This is a genomic window from Streptomyces kronopolitis, from assembly GCF_050953795.1.
Taxonomy (GTDB): Bacteria; Actinomycetota; Actinomycetes; order Streptomycetales; family Streptomycetaceae; genus Streptomyces; species Streptomyces kronopolitis_A.
On sequence record NZ_CP191850.1, the window covers coordinates 5,408,179 to 5,428,952 of the forward strand.

The following is a 20,774-nucleotide window of genomic DNA, read 5'->3' on the forward strand; positions in this document are numbered from 1 at the left end:
GAGTCTCCAGACGGCGGCCCGCACCACGGGCGGAAACGGCCATTCCCGCTGCGCGCCCCGGTGCGGCACGATGGACCCATGTCTGGCACGCCCTCCGTATCGTCCCCCGGCCGCGACCACCCCGGTGAGCGGGCCGCCGCGGACCCGATCCGGCTCCTGGAGATCCGCGACACCGCGCTGTCGGTGGACGAGGTGTTCACCGCCGTCGGCGACGCCGCGGCCGGCGGCACCGCGCTGTTCGTCGGCACGGTCCGCTCGCACGACAACGGCGCCGACGTCGACGGCCTGGGCTACTCCGCGCACCCCAGTGCTGAGGCGGAGCTGCGCCGGATCGCCGAGAAGGTGATCGCCGACTACCCGGTGCGCGCGCTGGCCGCCGTCCACCGGGTGGGCGACCTGCGCATCGGTGATCTCGCCGTGGTCGTCGCGGTGTCCTGCCCGCACCGGGGCGAGGCCTTCGAGGCCTGCCGCAGGCTGATCGACGATCTCAAGCACGAGGTGCCGATCTGGAAGCACCAGACGTTCTCGGACGGCACGGAGGAATGGGTGGGGGCCTGAACGTCTCCACGGGGCGGCGGGTTTCCGGGGAAAGCGGGGGCCGGTTCCCCGGGGATCCGGGGGCGTGGCGAGGCGTTCGCGGGGCAGGAGGGATCACAGACGGGGCGGGCGCGGCTCGCGCCGGCGCGAGGCCTCCGGCCTGCGCGGACGGGGCGAACCGGTGCGTTGTGTTCCAGTTGCGTAACCCGCCCCCTGGCGTGAGCGTTGACCCAGCAGATGGTTAATCTGCTTATTCGTCGATCTCGTCGAACTAGGGGTAGGGAGGTCGTTGATGGGTGCACTCCTGTGGCTGCTGATTCCGGTCGGTGCCGGACTGATCGCCGCGGTGTGGAGCAGCTGGGCCCTGCGGAACCGCAAGACCGGTGACGTGGCCGAGCTCGCGGGCTATGCCCGTTTCCGTGACGCCATGGAGAAGGAGCACTCCGTCCCCGACCCCGCCTCGGACCCGGCCTGAGCACCTGCGTCCGCACGCACCGCGAGGAGCCCCGGCAACTGCCCCGCGCGGGCCGCTGAAGGGCCCTCGGACGGACGGCCCCGCGGGCCGGTTGTCATACCCGTCCCGTACTGTCGTTCCATGCCACGCCGCACCGCGACGCTGCTCGCCTCGACCCTGATGCTGATCGCGCTGCTCTGCGCGGGAGTGCTGATCCCCGTGCCGTACTCCGAGATGTCGCCGGGGCCCACGGTCAACACCCTCGGTGATCACGACGGCGAGCCGGTGCTGGCGATCTCCGGGCGCAAGACGTACCCGACGACCGGGCATCTCAACATGACCACGGTCCGCGTCACCGGCCCCGACTACACCATGAACCTCTTCGAGGCGGTGTACGGCTGGCTCGATCACGACAACGCCGTGGTGCCCCACAAGACGCTCTACCCCGAGGGGCAGACGGCCGAGCAGGCCGACCAGGAGAACGCCGAGGAGTTCAGCCAGTCCCAGGAGAGCGCCAAGGCCGCCGCTCTCGGCCAGCTGCACATCCCGGTGGCCGGCCAGACCGTGGTCGGCTCCGTCCTCAAGGGCAAGCCGGCCGACGGACGGCTGCACGCCGGCGACGTGATCAAGGCGGTGGACGGCACGGCGGTCAAGCAGACCGGCGATGTCGCCAAGCTCGTCACCCGGCACAAGCCCGGCCAGCCGGTGGTGTTCACGATCATCCCCGCCAAGGACGCCGCCGCGGCCGAGAAGAAGGGCAAGAAGCCCGGCACCGCCGGGCAGAAGCAGGTCACGATCACCACGCAGAAGGCGGACGACGGCCGCGCCGTCGTCGGCATCCAGGCCGCGGCCGATCACATCTTCCCGTTCCCCATCGACGTCAAGCTGGCCGATGTCGGCGGCCCGAGCGCCGGGCTGATGTTCGCCCTGGGCATCGTCGACAAGCTCACGCCCGGGGACATGACCGGCGGCAAGTTCGTGGCCGGCACGGGGACGATCGACGACAAGGGCAAGGTCGGCCCCATCGGCGGCATTTCGATGAAGACGGTCGGCGCGCGCGACAAGGGCGCGGAGTTCTTCCTGACGCCCAAGGACAACTGCGCCACCGCCGCCAAGGACACCCCGAGCGGGCTCCGGCTGGTGAAGGTCGACACCATCGGGGGCGCCGTCAAGGCGCTGGAGAAGATACGCAAGGGCGATCTGGCCGGCCTGCCCGGCTGCGGCACGGCGGGCAAGTCCTAGCGGGCGGGCCGCGGGCCGGGCACCGAGGCCCGGCCCGGCCGGTCAGCCCTCGAAGGTGGTGGCCAGCGCGTCCGCGAGGCCCGGTACCAGCGCCGCGCCGGTGAGCACCTCGGACGTGGAGTCCTTCTCGCGCAGCCGCAGCGCCGATTCGCGGCGGCCGTCGCGCAGCACGGCCACCGTCATCCGGACCTCCTGGCGGTCCGGGTGCTCGGCGACCCAGGTGGCGAGCTGCGCCTCGTTCATGCCCGCCGGCTCGGAATCCTCCGCCGAGGGCGGCAGCATCAGCCGCTCCACGGTCAGTGCGCAGCCGCTCACGGCGTCCGGCCAGGCGATGGTGGCCAGGAACTCGTCCAGCGGGACGCCCGCCGGGATCTCGTCCTGCTCCACGGGGGTCAGGGAAGCGGTGGTGGAGTCGTCGATGCCGAGCTGAGCGGCGAGCGAGGGCTCCTGTGCGCGCAGCTTGGCGGTGTCGACGAGGGCGAACAGTCGGGCGGGCTGGTCCCAGCCGAGCCCGGCGCTGTACTCGTCGATTTCGAGCACCGCGCGGGTCAGGGGGTCGGCGGCGAGGGGGGTGCCGTCAACGGGGAGGTTGGTCATGCTGCACATCGTGCCTTGTATCCCCCCGAAATCGGGAACCGGGTAAAGCCTTCGTAAGTTGCATCAGTGGGTCCTACTATCGCCGGGCCTGCTCCACACGACAGCGAACTTCGAGGTGCGCACCTTGGCTTTCCAGATGCCGGACCGCGGCGGAGGCCCGACAGGGCCACGGATCAGAGTCGGCCGACCATCGCGGCGGATCCGGACCCTGCTCATGACGTTGGGTGTGCTGGCCGTCCTGGCCATGCTCTTCGTGATGTTTGCGGGGTTTTGGACGGATTGGCTCTGGTATCGATCGGTCAAGTACTCCTCGGTCTTCACCACGACCCTGTGGACCAAGATCGGACTGTTCTTCTCGTTCGGCGTCGTGATGGCCGCGGCCGTCGGCGTCAACATCTGGCTGGCGCACCGGCTGCGGCCGCCGCTGAGTGCGATGTCCATGGAGCAGCAGAGCCTGGACCGCTACCGGATGGGCATCGCGCCGTTCAAGAAGTGGGCGCTGATCGGGATCACCGCGGCGATCGGCCTGATCGCCGGCGCCTCGGCCTCCGGCGAGTGGCGCACCTGGCTCCAGTGGGTCAACGGCGTGCCGTTCGGCAAGACGGACCCGCAGTTCGGCAAGGACATCTCCTTCTGGACCTTCGATCTGCCCTGGTACCGCTTCCTGTTGAGCTTCGGCTTCGCCTGCGCGGTGCTGTGCCTGGTCGCCGCGGCGCTGACCCACTACCTCTACGGCGGACTGCGGCTGACCAGTCCCGGCTCGCGGGCGACGGCGGCGGCGACCGGCCATCTGTCGGTGCTGCTGGGCATCTTCGTCTCGCTCAAGGCGATCGCCTACTGGCTCGACCGGTACGGCCTCGCGGTCAAGTCCAGCGGCCTGAAGTCGGCCGACAACTGGACCGGCCTGCGCTACGTCGACGCCAACGCCTACCTCCCGGCGAAGACCATCCTGTTCTTCATCGCGGCGATCTGCGCGGTGCTGTTCTTCGCGACGCTGTGGCGGCGCACCTGGCAGCTGCCGGTGATCGGCTTCGGGCTGATGGTGCTCTCGGCGGTCCTGATCGGCGGGCTCTACCCGGCGATCGTGCAGAAGTTCCAGGTCCAGCCGAACGAGCAGGCCAAGGAAGCGCCGTACATCAAGCAGAACATCAAGGCGACCCGGGACGCCTACGGCATCCAGAATTCCGAGGTCACCCCGTACAAGGGCAACTACAAGCCCGCCGACAAGGCGGACAGCCAGCGGCTGCGCGACGACGCCGACACCACCGCCAGCCTGCGGCTGCTCGACCCGAACGTGGTCTCGCCGGCCTTCCAGCAACAGCAGCAGGTGCGCGGGTACTACCAGTTCCCCTCCACCCTCGACGTCGACCGCTACAAGGACAAGGACGGTGCCGAACAGGACACCGTCATCGGTCTGCGTGAGCTGAACATCGCCGGCATCCCCGAGCGCAACTGGATCAACGACCACTTCAAGTACACCCACGGCTACGGCGCGGTCGCCGCCAAGGGGACCGAGGCCGCCGACGGCGGCGGCCCGAAGTACACCGAGTCGGACCTGCCCGCCAAGGGCCAGCTCGGCTCGTACCAGCAGCGGGTCTACTACGGTGAGAAGACCACCCAGTACTCCATCGTCGGCGGTCCGCAAAAGGAGCTGGACTACTCCGACGACAGCGGCGAGAAGAGCTACAGCTACCGGGGCACCAGCGGCGTCAGTCTCGCCAACCCGGTCAACCGCGCCGCCTACGCTGTGGCGTTCGGCGAGCCGCAGATCCTCTACTCCGGCGCGATCGGCGACGGCTCACGGATCCTGTACAACCGCACGCCCAAGGAGCGCGTGGAGTCCGTCGCCCCCTGGCTGACCATCGACGGCGACGCCTATCCGGCGGTCATCGACGGCCGGATCAAGTGGATCGTGGACGCCTACACCACCAGCAACGGCTACCCGTACGCCTCGCGCACCACGCTCGGGGACAGCACGGCCGATTCGCTCACCGACGGCCAGCGTGCGGTGGTGGCCCAGCAGAACCAGGTCAACTACATCCGCAACTCCGTCAAGGCGACGGTGGACGCCTACGACGGCTCGGTCAAGCTCTACCAGTGGGACGACAAGGACCCCGTCCTCAAGACGTGGATGAAGTCCTTCCCCGGCACGGTCAAGAAGAAGAGCGCCATCAGCCCGTCGCTGCGGGAACACCTGCGCTATCCGCAGGACCTCTTCAAGGTGCAGCGCCAGCTGCTCACGACCTACCACGTCACGGACCCCGGCACCTTCTACACCGGATCCGAGCGCTGGCAGATCCCGAACGACCCGACCACCAAGTCGGGCAACGCCGTACCGCCGTACTACCTGAGCATGAAGATGCCGGACCAGAAGGACCGGACCTTCTCGCTGACGACGACCTTCACGCCCAACAAGCGGGACAACCTCGGGGCGTTCATGGCCGTCGACGCCAATGCGAAGAGTCCGGACTACGGCAAAATCAGACTGCTGAAACTCCCCTCGCAGACACCGGTGCCCGGACCACAGCTGGTGCAGTCGAAGTTCAACTCCGATCCGAACATCGCCAATGAGCTGAACATCCTCAAGAAGCTCGGCGACTCGGAGATCGAGTACGGCAATCTGCTGACCGTGCCCCTGGACGGCGGTCTGCTCTACGTCGAACCGGTCTATCTGCGCGGCGCCAACACCAACTACCCGCTGCTGAAGAAGGTGTTGGTCAGCTACGGCGACAACAAGCCCGTCCTGGAGGACTCCCTCAAGGACGCGCTGGACGTGGTCTTCGGCAAGAAGGCGCCCAGTACGGGCACCGAGAAGCCGCCGGGCGGCAGCGACACCGGGCAGCAGCCCTCGGGCCAGACGGTGCAGCAGGCCCTGTCCGATGCCGAGAAGGCCTATGAAGAGGCTGAGAAGGCACGCGCCGCGGGCGACTGGGCCGGTTACGGCGAGGCCCAGAAGAAGCTCAAGGCCGCGCTGGACCGGGCGGCGAAGGCGTCCGAGAAGGGCGGCAAGCCGGGCGGCTGAGCAGCCCCGCACGACCTCCCGGGCCCCGTGCCGCCGGTTCGCGCCGGCGGCACGGGGCCGCGCCGGTCCGGGGGCGGGCCGGTGCCGTGATACCTTGTGGACACAACGACGCGGGGTGGAGCAGCTCGGTAGCTCGCTGGGCTCATAACCCAGAGGTCGCAGGTTCAAATCCTGTCCCCGCTACTGAATGGCCAAGGCCCGGATCCCTCAAGGGATCCGGGCCTTCGTCGTGTGTTCCGGACGATATCGGTCAAGGCCGGGTCGTGCGGCCGATGTGGGGTAGGTGTGTGCTTGAGTTTGCCAAGTCGTCGTGTCGGGAAGTCGACAAACCGCTGTAGTGACCTCACTTGCTGCGGTATACCAGGTGTACGCGGGTAACGGGTGATGCGACGATGGGTCTTATGGGGGACAAGGCAAGGTTGTTGGAGACAGACCGGTTTGTGCATGCGCCCGGCGACGGGCGCGAATCCGAAGTGCCGATGGACGCGATGGAGGCGGCGGAAGCCGCCGAGGCGTCCGAGGCGGTGACCGAGTCCGGCCACCGCCGGGCCGCCGAGGCGGGCGACACCGCCGCGATGAGCGCGCTGGGCGCGCTGCTGCTGCGCCGCGGTGACCTCGACGGCGCCGAGCCGCACCTGCGCTCCGCGGCCGCCGCCGGTGACCGCGCCGCGGCCAACAATCTGGGGGTCCTGCTGCATCAGCGGGGCTACGCGGACGAGGCGGGCGGCTGGTGGCGGATCGCCGCCGTCGCCGGTTCCGCCGCCGCGGCGCACGCCCTGGGGCGCCACTACCGCGAGCGCGGTGACGAGCCGGCCGCCGAGTACTGGCTGCGCCAGTCCGCCGAGTCCGGCCACTGCCTGGGGGCCTACGCGCTGGCCGACCTCCTGGAGCACCGCGGCGACATCGGCGCCGGACGCTGGTTCCGTACGGCCGCCGAGCGCGGCCACCGCGAGGCCGCGTACCGCCTCGCCCGGCTCATCGAGGACGGCGGCGACGCGGACCACCGCGCGATGCCCGCGTACGGCGAGCTGAGCCGGCAGGAGGAGGCCGAGCAGTGGTACCGCCAGGCCGCCGCGCGCGGCCACCGGCGGGCCGCGCTGCAGCTGGGCGCGCTCCTGGAGGACCGCGGGGACGTCCAGGAGGCGGGCCGCTGGTATCTGTCCGCCGCCAAGGACGGCGAGGCCCGCGCCGCCTGCGCGCTGGGCTTCCTGCTGCGGGACGCCGGGGACGAGGAGAGCGCGGCCGAGTGGTGGCGGCGCGCCGCCCAGGACGGTGACGGCAACGCCGCCAACGCGCTGGGCGCCCTGCACGCCGACCGCGGCGAACTGCAGACCGCCGAGCGCTGGTATCGCGCCGCCCTGGACGCCGGGGACGTCAACGGCGCCTACAACATCGGCCTGCTGTGCGCCGCGCAGGGCCGGGAGGGGCGGGGCGAGCAGTGGTACCGCCGCGCCGCCTACGCCGGGCACCGCGAGGCCGCCAACGCGCTGGCCATCCTGCTGCTCCAGCGCGGCGACGCCTCGGGCGCCGAGCCGTGGTTCTCCAAGGCGGCCGAGGCGGGCAGCGTGGACGCCGCGTTCAACCTCGGCATCCTGCACGCCGGCCGGGGTGCCGAGCGTACGGCGCACGCCTGGTACGAGCGGGCGGCCGCGGCCGGGCACACGGACGCGGCGCTCCAGGTCGCCATCGTGCAGCTGCGGGAGGGCGAACTCCAGGAGGCGGAGCGCAATCTGCGCTGCGCGGCCGGCGGGGGCAGCCCCGAGGCGGCCTTCCGGCTCGCGGACCTCCTCGACCGCCAGGCGTCGGCAGCCGGCGAGGGGCTCGCGGACGGCGAGCGCCCGGCGGACGACGAGAGCATGCAGTGGTACGAGCGGGCCGCGGCCCAGGGGCACCGCCGTGCCCAGGTCCGTATGGGCATGTTCGCCGCGGCGCGCGGGGACGTGGTCGAGGCCGCGGACCGCTACCGCGCGGCGGCCGAGGCGGGCAGCCGCAACGGTGCCTTCAACCTCGGGCTGCTGCTGGCCCGCGAGGGCAGCCTCCCCGAGGCCGCCCTGTGGTGGCAGCGTGCCGCCGAGGGCGGGCACGGCCGGGCGGCCCTGCGGCTGGCGCTGCTCGCCGCCCGGCGCGGGGCGCTGGCGGAGGCGCAGAGCTGGTGCGCCCGGGCCGTGGAGCTGGGGCCGCCGGAGGTGGCCGAGCGCGCGGCACGGCTGCGGACGGCGCTCCAGGAGGAGCTGAGCGCCTGAAGCCCGGGGCCGGGTCCACGGGGCCCGGTCCGGGGCCGCGCCCTGTGGCGGCCCCCGGGGCGTGCGGAAGGGATTTGCGCTGGTCGTCGGGCCGGGGTTAGAGTAAAGACACAACGGCGCGGGGTGGAGCAGCTCGGTAGCTCGCTGGGCTCATAACCCAGAGGTCGCAGGTTCAAATCCTGTCCCCGCTACTGAAGACGAAGGCCCGGATTCCATGGGAGTCCGGGCCTTCGTCATGTCGCCCTCCGGGTGCGGTGCCAACTGCCTTCGGCCGGCTGTCCTCCGCTGGGCGGACCGGCCCTGGCGCGGTGCGCACGGTGGCCGGAAAGTGTCGTGCTCCGGCGGTGCGGCGTCCTGCCGGATTCGGCCGGGCGGTGTGTGGGCAGGGGTGCCCGTGTGCGGACGCGTGGGCGGGTGACGACAGCGGTGGGACCGGCGGGCGGGCCGGGCACGCGAAGGAGCCCGCGGCCGGGTGGGCGCGGGCTCGGCGGGTCGTACCGCATGTGGTGCGACGGGGGCGGCCCGGGAGCGAGCCGGTGCCCCACGGGGTCAGGACGGGCCGCTGCACGTGGGGCAGATGCCCCGGTAGGTGACGGTGACCTCGGAGACCTGGAAGCCGTAGCGCTCCGGCTCGGGCAGCGCGGAGAGCGGGTCGCCCTGGACGTGGACGTCACGGATCGTGCCGCACCGCGAGCAGACGAGGTGCTGGTGGTCGTGGTGCGCGTTGGGGTCGTAGCGCTTGGCCCGGCCGTCGGTGCTCACCTCGAGCACCTCACCGAGCGAGACCAGCTCGCCCAGGGTGTTGTAGACCGTGGCGCGGGAGATCTCGGGGAGCCGGTCGGAGGCCCGCGCGTGCACCTCGTCGGCCGTGTAGTGGACGTGGTCCCCGTCGAGGACCTCGGCGACGACGCGTCGCTGCGCGGTCAGCCGCCAGCCGCGTCCCCGGAGCCGTTCCAGCAGGTCACTCATGCCATTCACCCATCAGTCAGATAAAGCCAGGGTAGCAGTGGTAGGTCCATCACCGGATCGAGTACCGATTTCGCATTCTTCTTGACTTAGACATTGTCCAATGTAGGATCGTGATCGGCGGAAGCCAAGGCAGGTGGAGAAGACTTTTCAGGAGGCGCACGTGTCGGTAGAGAGCACCACCGGACCGCTGACCACGGAGTCCGGGGCTCCGGTCGGGGACAACCAGAACAGTGAGACCGCCGGCGCCGGCGGTCCCGGCCTCATCCAGGACCAGCTCCTGATCGAAAAGCTCGCGCACTTCAACCGTGAGCGCATCCCGGAGCGCATCGTGCACGCGCGGGGCGCCGCCGCCTACGGCACGTTCACCGTGACCGCGGATGTGACCAGGTACACCCGCGCCCACTTCCTGTCCGAGGTGGGCAAGCAGACGGAGACGTTCCTGCGCTTCTCCACCGTCGCGGGCAACCTCGGCTCGGCCGACGCGGTGCGTGACCCGCGCGGTTTCGCGCTGAAGTTCTACACCGAAGAGGGCAATTACGACCTCGTCGGCAACAACACCCCGGTGTTCTTCATCAAGGACGCCATTAAGTTCCCGGACTTCATCCACACCCAGAAGCGCGACCCGTACACCGGCTCGCAGGAGGCGGACAACGTCTGGGACTTCTGGGGTCTGTCGCCCGAGTCCACCCACCAGGTGACCTGGCTGTTCGGCGACCGCGGCATCCCCGCCTCGTACCGCCACATGAACGGCTACGGCTCGCACACCTTCCAGTGGAACAACGAGGCCGGCGAGGTCTTCTGGGTCAAGTACCACTTCAAGACCGACCAGGGCATCAAGAACCTCACCACCTCCGAGGCCGCCGAGACCTCCGGGCTCGACCCGGACAGTCACCAGCGGGACCTGCGGGAGTCCATCGAGCGGGGCGAGTTCCCGTCCTGGACGGTGCAGGTGCAGATCATGCCCGCGGACGAGGCGGCCTCCTACCGCTTCAACCCGTTCGACCTGACCAAGGTCTGGCCGCACGAGGACTACCCGCCGATCGAGATCGGGAAGCTGGAGCTCAACCGCAACCCGGAGAACATCTTCGCCGAGGTCGAGCAGTCGATCTTCTCCCCGCACCACTTCGTGCCGGGCATCGGCCCGTCCCCCGACAAGATGCTGCAGGGGCGCCTGTTCGCGTACGGCGACGCCCACCGCTACCGCGTCGGCATCAACGCCGACCACCTGCCGGTGAACCGCCCGCACGCCGCCGAGGCGCGCACCCACGGCCGTGACGGCGTGCTCTACGACGGCCGTCACGCGGGCCGCAAGAACTACGAGCCCAACAGCTTCGGCGGCCCGGCCGAGACCGGCCGTCCGCTGTGGCAGCCGGCCACCGTGGCCGGTCCCACCGGCGAGCAGGAGGCGCCCTCGCACGCCGAGGACACCGATTTCGTGCAGGCCGGTGACCTCTACCGCCTGATGTCGGAGGACGAGAAGTCGCGTCTGATCGACAACCTCGCGGGCTTCATCTCGCAGGTCTCCCGCGACGACATCGCGCAGCGGGCGATCGAGAACTTCCGCAAGGCGGACGCGGACTACGGCAAGCGGCTGGAGGCCGCGGTCCAGGCGCTGCGCGGCTGAGCGGTCCCCTTCCGCGGCGGGTGCCTCCCGGTTTGACGCCGGGAGGCACCCCCGGTCCCCCGGTCGTCGCCGGGGTGGTCGCGCGTCGCGGGGCTCGCTCAACTGCCGCTTGCCGTCACAGCCGAAGAGGCCGGATGCCATGGGGCTCCGGCCTCTTCGTGTGCCCGGCCGAGGGGACGCGCGGCCCTTCAGGCGGGCACGGCGCGGGCCCGCTCCGTGGTGGTCGACCAGATGCGGATGATGTCGCGCACGGACACCACGCCGACCGGTTCCTGGTCATTGAGCACGATCAGGTGGCGGAAGCCGCCGCGCACCATGGCCTCCGCGGCGTCCTCCAGGGTCCAGTCCGGGGCGGCGAAGACCACGTCCGGGGTGGTGTGCGTCTGGGCGGTCTCCCGGTCGGGATTCTCGCCCGCGCCGAGCGAGTTGAGGATGTCGCGTTCGGTGAGGATGCCGATGCCGCTGGTGTCGCTGTCGAGGACCACGGCCGCGCCGATGCGGCGGGCCGCCATCAGCTGTGCCGCCTGACGGAGGGTGTGAGCGGGCCCGATGGTGAGGACCACCGTGCTCATGGCGTCTTTGACGTGCATGGGCATGGAAGGGAGCCACCTCCTTGGTGAATGTGTCTTGCGAAGAGATTCACAAGTTCACAAAGTGGGGGATTCTCATGTTCACATGCCTCGGGTGCGGCAACAAGGGGTAAGTGCTGGATGAATGTCCGAATAGCGGCTGTTTGTGCAGGTCAGTGGGTGGAGTCGCCGAGATAACTCAGCAGATCCTCGTGCAGCAGACCGTTGGAGGCCGCCGCGTTGCCGCTGTGCGGACCCGGCTTCCCGTCGAGGCCGGAGAACCGCCCGCCGGCCTCGCTGACGACCACCGCGCAGGCCGCCATGTCCCACAGCGACAGCTCCGGCTCCGCGCAGATGTCCACCGAACCCTCGGCGATCATCATGTACGGCCAGAAGTCGCCGTAGCCGCGGGTTCGCCAGCAGTCCCGGCTCAGGTCGAGGAAGCCGGGCAGTTTGCCGCGCTCCTCCCAGCCGGTCAGCGAGGAGTACGCGAACGACGCGTCCTGGATGCGGCCGACCTTCGAGACCTGCAGCCGGCTCGCGGAGGTGAGGCTGCGGCCGGTGAAGGCGCCCAGGCCCTCGGCGGCCCACCAGCGGCGGTTGAGCGCCGGTGCGGAGACGATGCCGACCACCGGGCGGTCGCCGCCCTCACCGCGCTCCATCAGCGCGATCAGCGTGGCCCAGACCGGCACCCCGCGGACGTAGTTCTTGGTGCCGTCGATCGGGTCGATGATCCAGCGGCGCGATCCCGTGCCCTCGCTGCCGAACTCCTCGCCGAGCACCGCGTCCCGTGGCCGGGCCCGCTGGAGCTGGCTGCGGATCAGCTCCTCGGCGCCCTTGTCCGCCTCGCTCACCGGCGTCATGTCCGGTTTCGTCTCGACCTTGAGGTCGAGGGCCTTGAAGCGCTCCATGGTGGCGGCGTCCGCGGCGTCCGCGAGGACATGGCCGAGGCGAAGATCATCGTGATAGTCGGGCATGTGCGAACAGTATCCACTGGTATGGGCGGGAGCCACACGGCCATGCGCCGCCGGGCGTGTGACGCGCCGGGCCCGGCCGCCGGGGAGCGGCCGCGGCGACCCTTGACAGCATCTGGCGCCCCGTCAATTCTGTGCGCACACCGGCCGGCCGGGCCGGTCGGCCCGGGGAGGCGACGGATGCCCGCAGCGCGTGAATCCTTGCTGGACGCCGCGTACACGGCGCTGACGGACCGGCCCTGGACGGCCGTGCGGATGGTCGAGGTCGCGGCCGCCGCCGGGGTCTCCCGACAGACCCTCTACAACGAGTTCGGCAGCAAGGAGGGGCTGGCCCGCGCCCTCGTCCGCCGTGAGACCGACAACTGCCTGGCCGGGGTGGCGCGGGCGCTCTCGCGGCGCGCCCCGGCGGGCGGTGGGCGGGGTGACGCGGCGGGCCGGGTGGTGGCCGCGGCCGCCTGGACGCTGCGCACCGCACGCGCCAACCCGCTGGTCAGAGCCGCCCTGACCGGCTGCTGGGAGGACCGGCTGCCGTCCGTCCCGACGGCGCCCGCGGGCCCTCGCCCGGACGGGGCGCCCCGTCCCGGCGTGCCCGCGCCGCGCGCCGCGACGCCCGGCGAGGGGCCGCTTCCCGGGCCCGCCGAGTTCGTCGGCCGCTTCTGTGACCAGGCCGTCGCGGCGCTGCGGCCCGGCTGGCCCGAGGAGGAGCTGCCCGCCCTGGACAGCGCCTGCGAGGCCGCGGCGCGGCTGACCCTGTCCTGCGTGCTCGCCCCGCCGGCCACGGGGGCCCCGGCGGCACCGGGGCGCGTACCGCGGCGGTCGCGCCGGGAGCCGGACACCGAGGCGGTGTCCCATCTCGTACGGAGCGCCTTCCTCCGGATGACGGCCGGCGGGCGTCCGGGCGACGGGGGATGACGAGGCGTCAGGGAGAGGGGTGGGGCGGGGCGCCGGCTCAGTGCGCCGAGCCCGACAGCTGCAGTCCGATCACGCCGATGATGACCAGGCTGATGGAGACGAGCTTCAGGGTCGAGACCAGGTCGCCGAGGAAGACCATGCCGTAGATCGCCGTGCCGGCCGCGCCGATCCCGGTCCACACCGCGTACGCCGGGCCGACGTCGAGCTTGCGCAGCGCCAGGGTCAGCAGACCGAAGCTGCCGAGGGCGAAGGCCGCGAAGGCGATGGTGGGGAACAGGCGGGTGAAGCCGTGCGACAGCTTGAGGCACACGGCGAAGCCGGTCTCCAGGATCCCCGCCACCACGACCAGCAGCCACGCCATGTCCGCATGCCTCCGTCAGTTGGGTGGGCGGCGACGGAACGTCGGAATCACTCGTTCGGGTCCCGTCGGGCGCTCGGGCCTGAACGGCCCCTGCGCCGGCCTCGGTGTGATTATGCCTTTACCGTGCGCGGCCGGCGGCAAACGTCGGCGGTCAGTCGCCCTCGCGTCGCTCCCGGGTGGCCAGCAGACGCCGCAGGGAGTAAAGCCGGGCCGGGTCGGCATGGCCGTCGGTGACCCACTCGTCCAGGGCGCAGTCCGGCTCGTCGTGGCTGCAGGCACGCGGGCAGCCGGCGGTGCCGGGCTCCAGGTCCGGGAAGGCGTGGATGACCCGGGACGGGTCGACGTGGTGCAGTCCGAAGGACCGTACGCCCGGGGTGTCGATGACCCAGCCCGAGCCGCCGGGCAGCGGGAGCGCCAGCGCGGAGGTGGTGGTGTGCCGGCCGCGGCCGGTGACCGCGTTGACATGGCCGGTGGCCCGGCGGTGCTCCGGGACCAGGGCGTTGACCAGGGTGGTCTTGCCCACGCCGGAGTGTCCGACGAATGCCGTCATCCGGCCCGCCAGACCGGCCCGTACCCGGTCGGCGGCGCTGCCGTCGGCGAGTTCGTCGCGGTTGGTGACGATGTAGGGGACACCGAGGGCGCCGTAGGACTCCAGCAGGCCGTCGGCGGACGCCAGATCGGACTTGGTCAGCACCAGCAGCGGGTCGAGGCCCGCGTCGTAGGCGGCGACCAGGCAGCGGTCGATCAGCCGGGGGCGCGGCTCGGGGTCGGCGAGCGCGGTGACGATGGCGAGCTGGTCGGCGTTGGCGACCACGACCCGCTCGAACGGGTCGTCATCGTCGGCCGTACGGCGCAGCGTCGAGGTGCGCGGCTCGACCCGCACGATCCGGGCGAGGGTGTCCTTGGCGCCGGTCAGATCGCCGACTACGGCGACCCGGTCGCCGACCACCGCGCTCTTGCGGCCCAGTTCGCGGGCCTTCATCGCGGTGACCGTGCGGCCGTCGATGAGGCAGGTCAGCCGGCCGCGGTCGACGGTGAGGACCAGGCCCTCGCCGGCGTCCGCGTGCTTGGGACGGATGTTGGTGCGGGGACGGTTGCCCTTGGGGTTGGGCCGGACGCGGATGTCGTCCTCGTCGGGGTTCTTGCCGTAGCGGCGCATGGCGGCCGGACCTCAGACTCTCCGGGCGGGGACGGCCGCCGGATCGAGCATGTCCGTCCACATCGCGGGGAAGTCCGGCAGGGTCTTGGCGGTGGTGGCGACGTTCTCCACCTCCACGCCCTCGACGGCCAGTCCGAGGATCGCCGCGGCGGTGGCCAGCCGGTGGTCCTCGTAGGTGTGGAAGATCCCGCCGTGCAGGGGGCGGGGCCGGATGTGCAGGCCGTCCGCGGTCTCGGTGACATCGCCGCCGAGCTCGTTGAGCTCCTTGGTGAGCGCGGCCAGCCGGTCGGTCTCGTGCAGCCGCAGATGGGCCACCCCGCGCAGCGTGGAGGGGGAGTCGGCCAGCGCGGCGACCGCGGCGATGCCCGGGGTCAGCTCGCCGACCTCGCTCAGGTCGACGTCGATGCCGTGGATCCGGCCGCTGCCGGTGAAGGTCAGCCCCCGGTCGGTCAGTTCGCAGGAGCCGCCCATGGTGGTGAAGATCTCGCGCAGCGCGTCACCGGGCTGGGTGGTGTGCGCGGGCCAGTCCGGGACGGTGACCCGGCCGCCGGTGACCAGCGCCGCGGCCAGGAACGGCTGGGCGTTGGACAGATCCGGCTCGACGACCAGATCGCGGCCGAGCAGGGCGCCGGGGGTGACCCGCCAGACGTTCGGCTCGCCGCCCGCCTCCGGGGTGTCCACCTGGGCGCCGACGCTGCGCAGCATGTCGACGGTCATCCGGATGTGCGGCATGGACGGCAGCGCCGCGCCCACGTGCCGGACCTCGACGCCCTGGTTGAAGCGCGGCGCGGACAGCAGCAGGGCGCTGACGAACTGCGAGGACGAGGACGCGTCGATCTCGACCGGGCCGCCCTCCAGGGCGCCGCCGCCGAAGACCGTCATCGGCAGCGCGCCGCGGTTGTCGTCGTCGATCCGGGCGCCCAGGGTGCGCAGCGCCTCGATCACGCCGCCGAGCGGGCGCTCGTAGGAGCGCGGATCGCCGTCGAAACGGATCGGGCCGTCGGCGAGCGCGGCGACCGGGGGCAGGAAGCGCATGACCGTGCCGGCGTTGCCCACGTCGACGGTGGCCGGGCCGTGCAGCCCGGCGGGGATGACCCGCCAGGCCTCACCGCCGCCGGGCCCGCCCGCGGCGCCGGTGGAGCTGGAGGACGCGGTCTCCTCGATGCCGACGCCGAGGGTGCGCAGCGCCTCGGCCATCAGCAGGGTGTCGCGGGAGCGCAGCGGGCGGCGCAGCCAGCCGGGCTCGGAGGAGAGGGCGGCCAGCACCAGGCCGCGGTTGGTGACCGATTTGGAGCCGGGCACGGTGACGGTGGCGTCGACGGCACCGGATGCGAGGGGGGCGGGCCACAGGGCGGGGTGTGCGGGGCTCTCGGTCATGCCTTTACTTTAATGGCTGGGCAGGGGTGCCGATCTTGATCAAAAGCGGCGCAACCCCTGCGAAACACGGCACTGGTAATGCGGCCGTCCACAGGGTGGGACGGGGGCCGCCGGATCGCCCGGCGGCGTGGGTGCCGGCCGGTTGCCGGTCACCCGCCGCAGGGGTCACAGGCCCAGCAGCCAGCGCCCGCCCCCGATCAGGGAGCACAGCGTCACCACGTGGAAGAGGCCGAGCCAGACGGCGGCCGGGACGTGCGTCAGGCGCGCCAGCTGATCGGGGTCGGAGTCCGGCGCGCCGCCCCGGCGCCGCTTGCCCATCAGCTCGAACGGCGGCCGCACCCCGCCCAGCAGCAGGAACCACACCACCACGTAGGCGAACGCCGCCTGCACCTGGGGCGTCGTCAGCCAGGAGACCAGTACGAACGCGGCGCCGGCCAGGACGACGGTGAGGACGCCGTAGGCGTTACGGATCATGACCAGCATCGCCAGCAGCAGCAGGGTGGCGCCCCACAGCAGCGCCGTGATGTGCCCGGCGGCGAGCAGCGCGGCGCCGGCCAGGCCCAGCAGGGAGGGGGCGATGTAGCCGGCCGCGGCGGTGAGCACCATGCCCAGGCCGGTGGGCTTGCCCCGGGAGACGGTCAGACCCGAGGTGTCCGAGTGCAGCCGGATGCCGTCGAGGCGGCGGCCGGTCAGCAGTGCGATCAGCCCGTGCCCGCCCTCGTGCGCGATGGTGACGGCGTTGCGCGCGAGCCGCCAGGCGGTGTGCGGGACGACCGCGCCCAGCGCCAGCACCGCCGTGATGATCACGAGCCAGAGGGAGGGGGCGGGCTGGGTCCCGAAGATCCGGCTCCATATGTCGGTGAGGTGGTCGGTGTCCATGTCTCCCCTTCGTGTGGCATGGCAGTGTGGCATGCATGTGCGGTAGGTATGCGGCGAGCCGTCGCCCCGAGGACCTGGTGGGAATATTCGGCGTCCAGCAGTGGGAGCCGACGGAGACCCTGGCGCCCAGCTGGAACGTGGCACCGACGGACCCGGTGCACGCGGTGCTGGAACGTCCCCTCAAGGGCCCGGCGGCCGAGGCGTTCTCCTCGGGTCCCCAGGGCGGGCCGGTGCGCCAGCTGCGGGCGCTGAAGTGGGGCCTGGTGCCGTCGTGGTCGACATCACCCGCGGGCGCCGCGAAGATGATCAATGCCCGGGCCGAGACGGTGCACGAGAAGCCGTCGTTCCGGCAGGCCTTCACGGCCCGCCGCTGCCTGCTCCCCGGCGACGGCTACTTCGAGTGGGTCACCGACCCCGCGGAGCGGCAGCTGGAGGAGCAGGGCAAGAAGAAGCGGCCCCGCAAGCAGCCGTACTTCGTGACCCCGGCGGACGGCTCGGTGATGGCACTGGCCGGTCTGTACGAGTTCTGGCGGGACGCCACCCTGCCCGGCGACCACCCGCTGGCCTGGTGGGTGACCTGCACGGTCGTCACCACCGAGGCCGAGACCACCCCGCTGGCCGGGGCGGACGGTGGCGAGGGGCCGCAGGCGCTGGCCGACATCCACCCCCGGATGCCGCTGGTGCTGACCCCGGACCGCTGGGACGCCTGGCTCGACCCCGCCCGGACCGACCCCGACGAGCTGCGGACGCTGCTGGCGCCGCCGCCGGCCGGGCTGATGCGGGCCTACCCGGTGCCGACCGAGGTCAGCAACGTCCGCAACAACGGGCCCGAGCTGGTCACCGAGCTGGACGGCCCGGAGGTCGGCACGCTGTTCTGAGGCGCAGGCGGGCGTGCTGCGGTGCCGTCCGGGCCGGGGCGCGGGCAGGATGGGCGGTGAGCGGCGCGGCGCCCGGGACCCCGGTCGCACGGTGCGCGCCGGGTGACGGCGAGGTCCAGTGAAGCGAGGTTCCGGCATGAGCACAGCGGCGAGGGAGACCGAGACGGTCGGGACACCGGCGGGCGACGCCCGGATCACCTGGCACCGCGAGGCGGAGCCGGCCCGGGCCGTGGTGGCGGTGAGTCACGGGGCCGGCGGCGGCATCGAGGCGCGCGACCTGCGGGCCCTGGCGGCCGCGCTGCCGGCCCGCGGCTACACCGTGGCGCTGGTCGAGCAGCCGTGGCGGGTGGCGGGCCGGAAGGTGGCGCCCGCGCCGAAGACCCTCGATGCCGCGTGGACCGCGCTGTGGCCGGCGCTGGAGAAGCCGGGGCTGCCGGTGGTCGCCGGCGGCCGCAGCGCCGGGGCCCGGGTGGCCTGCCGGACGGCACGGGAACTGGGCGCCCAGGCCGTCCTGGCGCTGAGCTTCCCGCTGCACCCTCCGGGCAAGCCGGAGAAGTCGCGGGCGCAGGAGCTGACCGGTGCCGGGGTGCCGACGCTGGTCGTCCAGGGCGGCCGGGACCCGTTCGGACGGCCCGAGGAGTTCCCGCCGGGCACGGAGCTGACCGAGATCGCCCACGGGGACCACGGTTTCGCGGTCCCGAAGAAGGCGGGCGTCGGCGAGGCGGAGTCGATGGACCGGCTCACGGACGCGGTGGCCTCCTGGCTGGACGGCATGTTCGGCTGACGCACGTGCCGCCGCCGGGCGGGTCAGTCCCCGCCACGCCCGCGCGGACGGGCCCGGATGTGCATCCGCTCGCCCTGACTGCCGAACAGGCTCAGCAACTCCACGGGCGCGCCGCCCGCGGGCCCGAACCAGTGCGGCAGCCGGGTGTCGAACTCCGCCGCCTCCCCGGCCCGCAGCTCCACCTCGCGGTCGGCCAGCAGCAGCCGCAGCCGCCCGGACAGCACGTACAGCCACTCGTACCCCTCGTGCGTGCGCTGCTCGGGCGGGCCGGTGACCGGGTCCATGACCAGCTTGAACGCCTGGAGTCCGCCCGGCTGGCGGGTCAGCGGCACCGCGGTCAGGTGCGCCCGCCGCAGCGGTGCCGCGCGCACCCGCGGATCGCCCACCTCCGGCGCCCCCACTAGCTCGTCCAGCGGCACCTGATGGGCCTGCGCCAGGGGCAGCAGCAGTTCGAGGGTGGCCTTGCGGCCGCCGGACTCCAGACGCGACAGGGTGCTCACCGAGATGCCGGTCGCCTGGGACAGCGCGGTCAGGGTCACCCCGCGCTCCTGCCGCAGCCGCCGCAGCCGGGGGCCCACCGCCGCGAGCACATGCGCGTACGCGTCATCGGTCACCTCTCCATTGCCGAAGCGGCAAGCCGGTTTGTCAAGCCCTGGGGCGCGGGCAGGAGGGCGCCGGGTGTGCCCGTGGGGGCGTCCGGCCGGCCCGGGAAGGCAGCGGGACAGGTGCGGGACAGGCGCGGGAAAGCGGTGCCGGCGGAGCGGGAATGCCGCGGCGGGCAGGGCTGTTGTGCCTGTCGTAGCCCGAGTACGTCCGGTCCAGCACGAGGAATGGGAGTTCGCCGCATGGGAATCGCTTGCCCGGCCCGCCCGGCCGCCGATCTGTCGTGGTCGCAGACGCAGGTGAGCCGGCCCGCCCTTGCCCGAGCGGCGGCGGCACCGGATCGTCGTCTATTCTCCGAATCGGGTGGGTCCGCATCCGGAACCACGACGGTGTTGGAGGAGGTGGGTCCGGTCACCGGTACCGACGAGGGGACCGACGGCACGGCAGAGGAGAGGGCTCAGGAGAGCCCCGCCGAGCGCAACGCGCGCTTCGAGCGGGACGCGCTGACCTTCCTGGACCAGATGTACTCCGCCGCGCTGCGGATGACCCGTAACCCGGCCGACGCCGAGGACCTGGTGCAGGAGACGTATGCCAAGGCGTACGCGTCCTTCCACCAGTTCCGTGAGGGCACCAATCTCAAGGCCTGGCTGTACCGCATCCTGACCAACACCTTCATCAACTCCTATCGCAAGAAGCAGCGCGAGCCGCAGCGCAGCGCCGCCGAGGAGATCGAGGACTGGCAGCTGGCGCGCGCCGAGTCGCACATGTCGACGGGGCTGCGCTCGGCCGAGTCGCAGGCGCTGGACCACCTCCCCGACTCCGATGTGAAGGCCGCCCTCCAGGCCATCCCCGAGGAGTTCCGCATCGCGGTCTACCTCGCGGATGTCGAGGGGTTTGCCTACAAGGAGATCGCGGACATCATGGGGACACCCATCGGCACGGTGATGTCCCGACTGCACCGCGGCCGCCGCCAACTGCGCGGCATGCTGGAGGATTACGCCCGTGAGCGCGGGCTGGTCCCGGCCGGGGCGGGGGCTGCGGACCCGCAGGCCGCGCGGACGTCGGAGTCGCACGACCGGAAAGGCTCGGGATCATGAGCTGCGGAGAGCCGCACGAGAAGGACTGCTCCGAGGTCCTCGATCACCTCTACGAGTATCTCGACCGGGAGATGCCGGAGGGGGAGTGCGCAGATTTCCAGGTGCACCTCGACGAGTGCTCGCCGTGCCTGGAGAAGTACGGCCTGGAGCAGGCCGTCAAGAAGCTCGTCAAGCGCTGCTGCGGCCATGACGACGTGCCCACCGATCTGCGGTCCAAGGTGATGGGCCGGATCGACCTCATCCGGGCCGGGGAGACCGTGCCCGAGGTGAGCGTGCTCGAACAGGCCAAGCGGGAACAGGCGCAGCGCGAGCAGGCGGACGCCGGGGCCGGCGGCGCCGGTTCCGCCGAGGCCGGTCCGGCAGATGCACGGACCGAGGCCGCGCGCAGCGAATAACCGCAGCACGTCACCCTAAGGGGTGAGGGGCGGGGCGATTCGTCCCGCTCGATTTCCCGATGCCCCTTCCGGGGCCCTCCAGCCCGTCTATTCTCACC

20 protein-coding genes and 2 tRNA genes are annotated in these 20,774 nt (G+C 71.9%); 13 read left to right on the top strand and 9 right to left on the bottom strand.

Annotated elements, in window-relative coordinates; translation table 11 throughout:
• The first annotated feature begins 78 nt into the window (after positions 1-78).
• The 3 genes from ACQP17_RS24030 (at position 79) to ACQP17_RS24040 (ending at position 2,233) form a co-directional block, all read left to right on the top strand.
• On the top strand, positions 79-558 hold the full coding sequence (locus tag ACQP17_RS24030) for a molybdenum cofactor biosynthesis protein MoaE (protein ID WP_433858136.1): 480 nt from the start codon (positions 79-81) through the stop codon (positions 556-558).
• 271 nt (positions 559-829) lie between these two features.
• Positions 830-1,012: a hypothetical protein gene (locus ACQP17_RS24035; protein ID WP_006603228.1), complete on the top strand. Its 183-nt coding sequence runs from the start codon at positions 830-832 to the stop codon at positions 1,010-1,012.
• Positions 1,013-1,132: 120 nt separating this feature from the next.
• A complete protein-coding gene (locus tag ACQP17_RS24040; protein ID WP_433858137.1) occupies positions 1,133-2,233 on the top strand; it encodes a YlbL family protein in 1,101 nt (366 codons plus the stop codon).
• Between the two features lie 42 nt (positions 2,234-2,275).
• Here ACQP17_RS24040 and ACQP17_RS24045 read toward each other — a convergent pair whose 3' ends face one another.
• Positions 2,276-2,830 (bottom strand): PPA1309 family protein, encoded by a 555-nt coding sequence (locus ACQP17_RS24045; RefSeq protein ID WP_433858138.1) that lies wholly within the window; start codon positions 2,828-2,830, stop codon positions 2,276-2,278.
• Positions 2,831-3,044: 214 nt separating this feature from the next.
• On the opposite strand from ACQP17_RS24045, the gene ACQP17_RS24050 reads away from it, so the two are divergent.
• The 4 genes from ACQP17_RS24050 to ACQP17_RS24065 all read left to right on the top strand — a co-directional run bounded on the left by ACQP17_RS24050 (position 3,045) and on the right by ACQP17_RS24065 (position 8,286).
• Positions 3,045-5,852: a UPF0182 family membrane protein gene (locus tag ACQP17_RS24050; protein ID WP_433858139.1), complete on the top strand. Its 2,808-nt coding sequence runs from the start codon at positions 3,045-3,047 to the stop codon at positions 5,850-5,852.
• Positions 5,853-5,961: 109 nt separating this feature from the next.
• A tRNA-Met gene (locus tag ACQP17_RS24055) sits at positions 5,962-6,035 on the top strand.
• A gap of 209 nt (positions 6,036-6,244) precedes the next feature.
• On the top strand, positions 6,245-8,095 hold the full coding sequence (locus ACQP17_RS24060; protein ID WP_433858140.1) for a sel1 repeat family protein: 1,851 nt from the start codon (positions 6,245-6,247) through the stop codon (positions 8,093-8,095).
• Between the two features lie 117 nt (positions 8,096-8,212).
• Positions 8,213-8,286 (top strand) — tRNA-Met (locus ACQP17_RS24065).
• Between the two features lie 358 nt (positions 8,287-8,644).
• Here the strand turns inward: ACQP17_RS24065 and ACQP17_RS24070 are convergent.
• Positions 8,645-9,064 carry a Fur family transcriptional regulator gene (locus ACQP17_RS24070; protein WP_364883609.1) on the bottom strand — a complete coding sequence of 140 codons (420 nt, stop codon included), beginning with the start codon at positions 9,062-9,064 and terminating at the stop codon, positions 8,645-8,647.
• 160 nt (positions 9,065-9,224) lie between these two features.
• On the opposite strand from ACQP17_RS24070, the gene ACQP17_RS24075 reads away from it, so the two are divergent.
• Complete coding sequence (locus tag ACQP17_RS24075) at positions 9,225-10,688, top strand: catalase (RefSeq protein WP_433858141.1); 1,464 nt, start codon at positions 9,225-9,227, stop codon at positions 10,686-10,688.
• Positions 10,689-10,876: 188 nt separating this feature from the next.
• On the opposite strand, the gene ACQP17_RS24080 is transcribed toward ACQP17_RS24075, so the two are convergent.
• Together ACQP17_RS24080 and hisN are read right to left on the bottom strand one after the other, a co-directional pair.
• Entirely contained in the window at positions 10,877-11,278 is a 402-nt protein-coding gene (locus ACQP17_RS24080; RefSeq protein WP_189104572.1) for a CBS domain-containing protein, read from the bottom strand.
• A 152-nt stretch (positions 11,279-11,430) separates the two neighbouring features.
• Positions 11,431-12,234 carry a histidinol-phosphatase gene (hisN, locus tag ACQP17_RS24085; protein ID WP_433858142.1) on the bottom strand — a complete coding sequence of 268 codons (804 nt, stop codon included), beginning with the start codon at positions 12,232-12,234 and terminating at the stop codon, positions 11,431-11,433.
• Between the two features lie 177 nt (positions 12,235-12,411).
• Between hisN and ACQP17_RS24090 the strand changes: the two genes are divergently transcribed.
• Positions 12,412-13,143: a TetR/AcrR family transcriptional regulator gene (locus ACQP17_RS24090; protein ID WP_433858143.1), complete on the top strand. Its 732-nt coding sequence runs from the start codon at positions 12,412-12,414 to the stop codon at positions 13,141-13,143.
• Between the two features lie 37 nt (positions 13,144-13,180).
• Here ACQP17_RS24090 and ACQP17_RS24095 read toward each other — a convergent pair whose 3' ends face one another.
• From ACQP17_RS24095 to ACQP17_RS24110, 4 genes are all read right to left on the bottom strand, one after another.
• Positions 13,181-13,504 carry a DMT family transporter gene (locus ACQP17_RS24095; protein WP_189104712.1) on the bottom strand — a complete coding sequence of 108 codons (324 nt, stop codon included), beginning with the start codon at positions 13,502-13,504 and terminating at the stop codon, positions 13,181-13,183.
• A 151-nt stretch (positions 13,505-13,655) separates the two neighbouring features.
• Entirely contained in the window at positions 13,656-14,663 is a 1,008-nt protein-coding gene (gene rsgA, locus ACQP17_RS24100; RefSeq protein WP_433858144.1) for a ribosome small subunit-dependent GTPase A, read from the bottom strand.
• Positions 14,664-14,675: 12 nt separating this feature from the next.
• Positions 14,676-16,040, bottom strand: coding sequence for a 3-phosphoshikimate 1-carboxyvinyltransferase (gene aroA, locus ACQP17_RS24105; RefSeq protein WP_433858145.1), 1,365 nt, complete (start codon positions 16,038-16,040; stop codon positions 14,676-14,678).
• 165 nt (positions 16,041-16,205) lie between these two features.
• Complete coding sequence (locus tag ACQP17_RS24110; protein ID WP_433858146.1) at positions 16,206-16,919, bottom strand: M50 family metallopeptidase; 714 nt, start codon at positions 16,917-16,919, stop codon at positions 16,206-16,208.
• A 35-nt stretch (positions 16,920-16,954) separates the two neighbouring features.
• Between ACQP17_RS24110 and ACQP17_RS24115 the strand changes: the two genes are divergently transcribed.
• Together ACQP17_RS24115 and ACQP17_RS24120 are read left to right on the top strand one after the other, a co-directional pair.
• Positions 16,955-17,797, top strand: a complete 843-nt coding sequence (locus tag ACQP17_RS24115) for an SOS response-associated peptidase (RefSeq protein WP_433858147.1) — start codon at positions 16,955-16,957, stop codon at positions 17,795-17,797.
• Between the two features lie 136 nt (positions 17,798-17,933).
• On the top strand, positions 17,934-18,581 hold the full coding sequence (locus tag ACQP17_RS24120; protein WP_433858148.1) for an alpha/beta hydrolase family protein: 648 nt from the start codon (positions 17,934-17,936) through the stop codon (positions 18,579-18,581).
• A gap of 23 nt (positions 18,582-18,604) precedes the next feature.
• Here ACQP17_RS24120 and ACQP17_RS24125 read toward each other — a convergent pair whose 3' ends face one another.
• Positions 18,605-19,195, bottom strand: coding sequence for a helix-turn-helix domain-containing protein (locus tag ACQP17_RS24125; RefSeq protein ID WP_433858149.1), 591 nt, complete (start codon positions 19,193-19,195; stop codon positions 18,605-18,607).
• A 390-nt stretch (positions 19,196-19,585) separates the two neighbouring features.
• Between ACQP17_RS24125 and ACQP17_RS24130 the strand changes: the two genes are divergently transcribed.
• Positions 19,586-20,281 (top strand): sigma-70 family RNA polymerase sigma factor, encoded by a 696-nt coding sequence (locus ACQP17_RS24130; RefSeq protein WP_433859994.1) that lies wholly within the window; start codon positions 19,586-19,588, stop codon positions 20,279-20,281.
• Complete coding sequence (gene rsrA, locus ACQP17_RS24135; RefSeq protein ID WP_433858150.1) at positions 20,278-20,676, top strand: mycothiol system anti-sigma-R factor; 399 nt, start codon at positions 20,278-20,280, stop codon at positions 20,674-20,676. The genes ACQP17_RS24130 and rsrA overlap by 4 nt, the downstream gene beginning before the upstream one ends.
• The last annotated feature ends 98 nt before the right edge of the window (positions 20,677-20,774 follow it).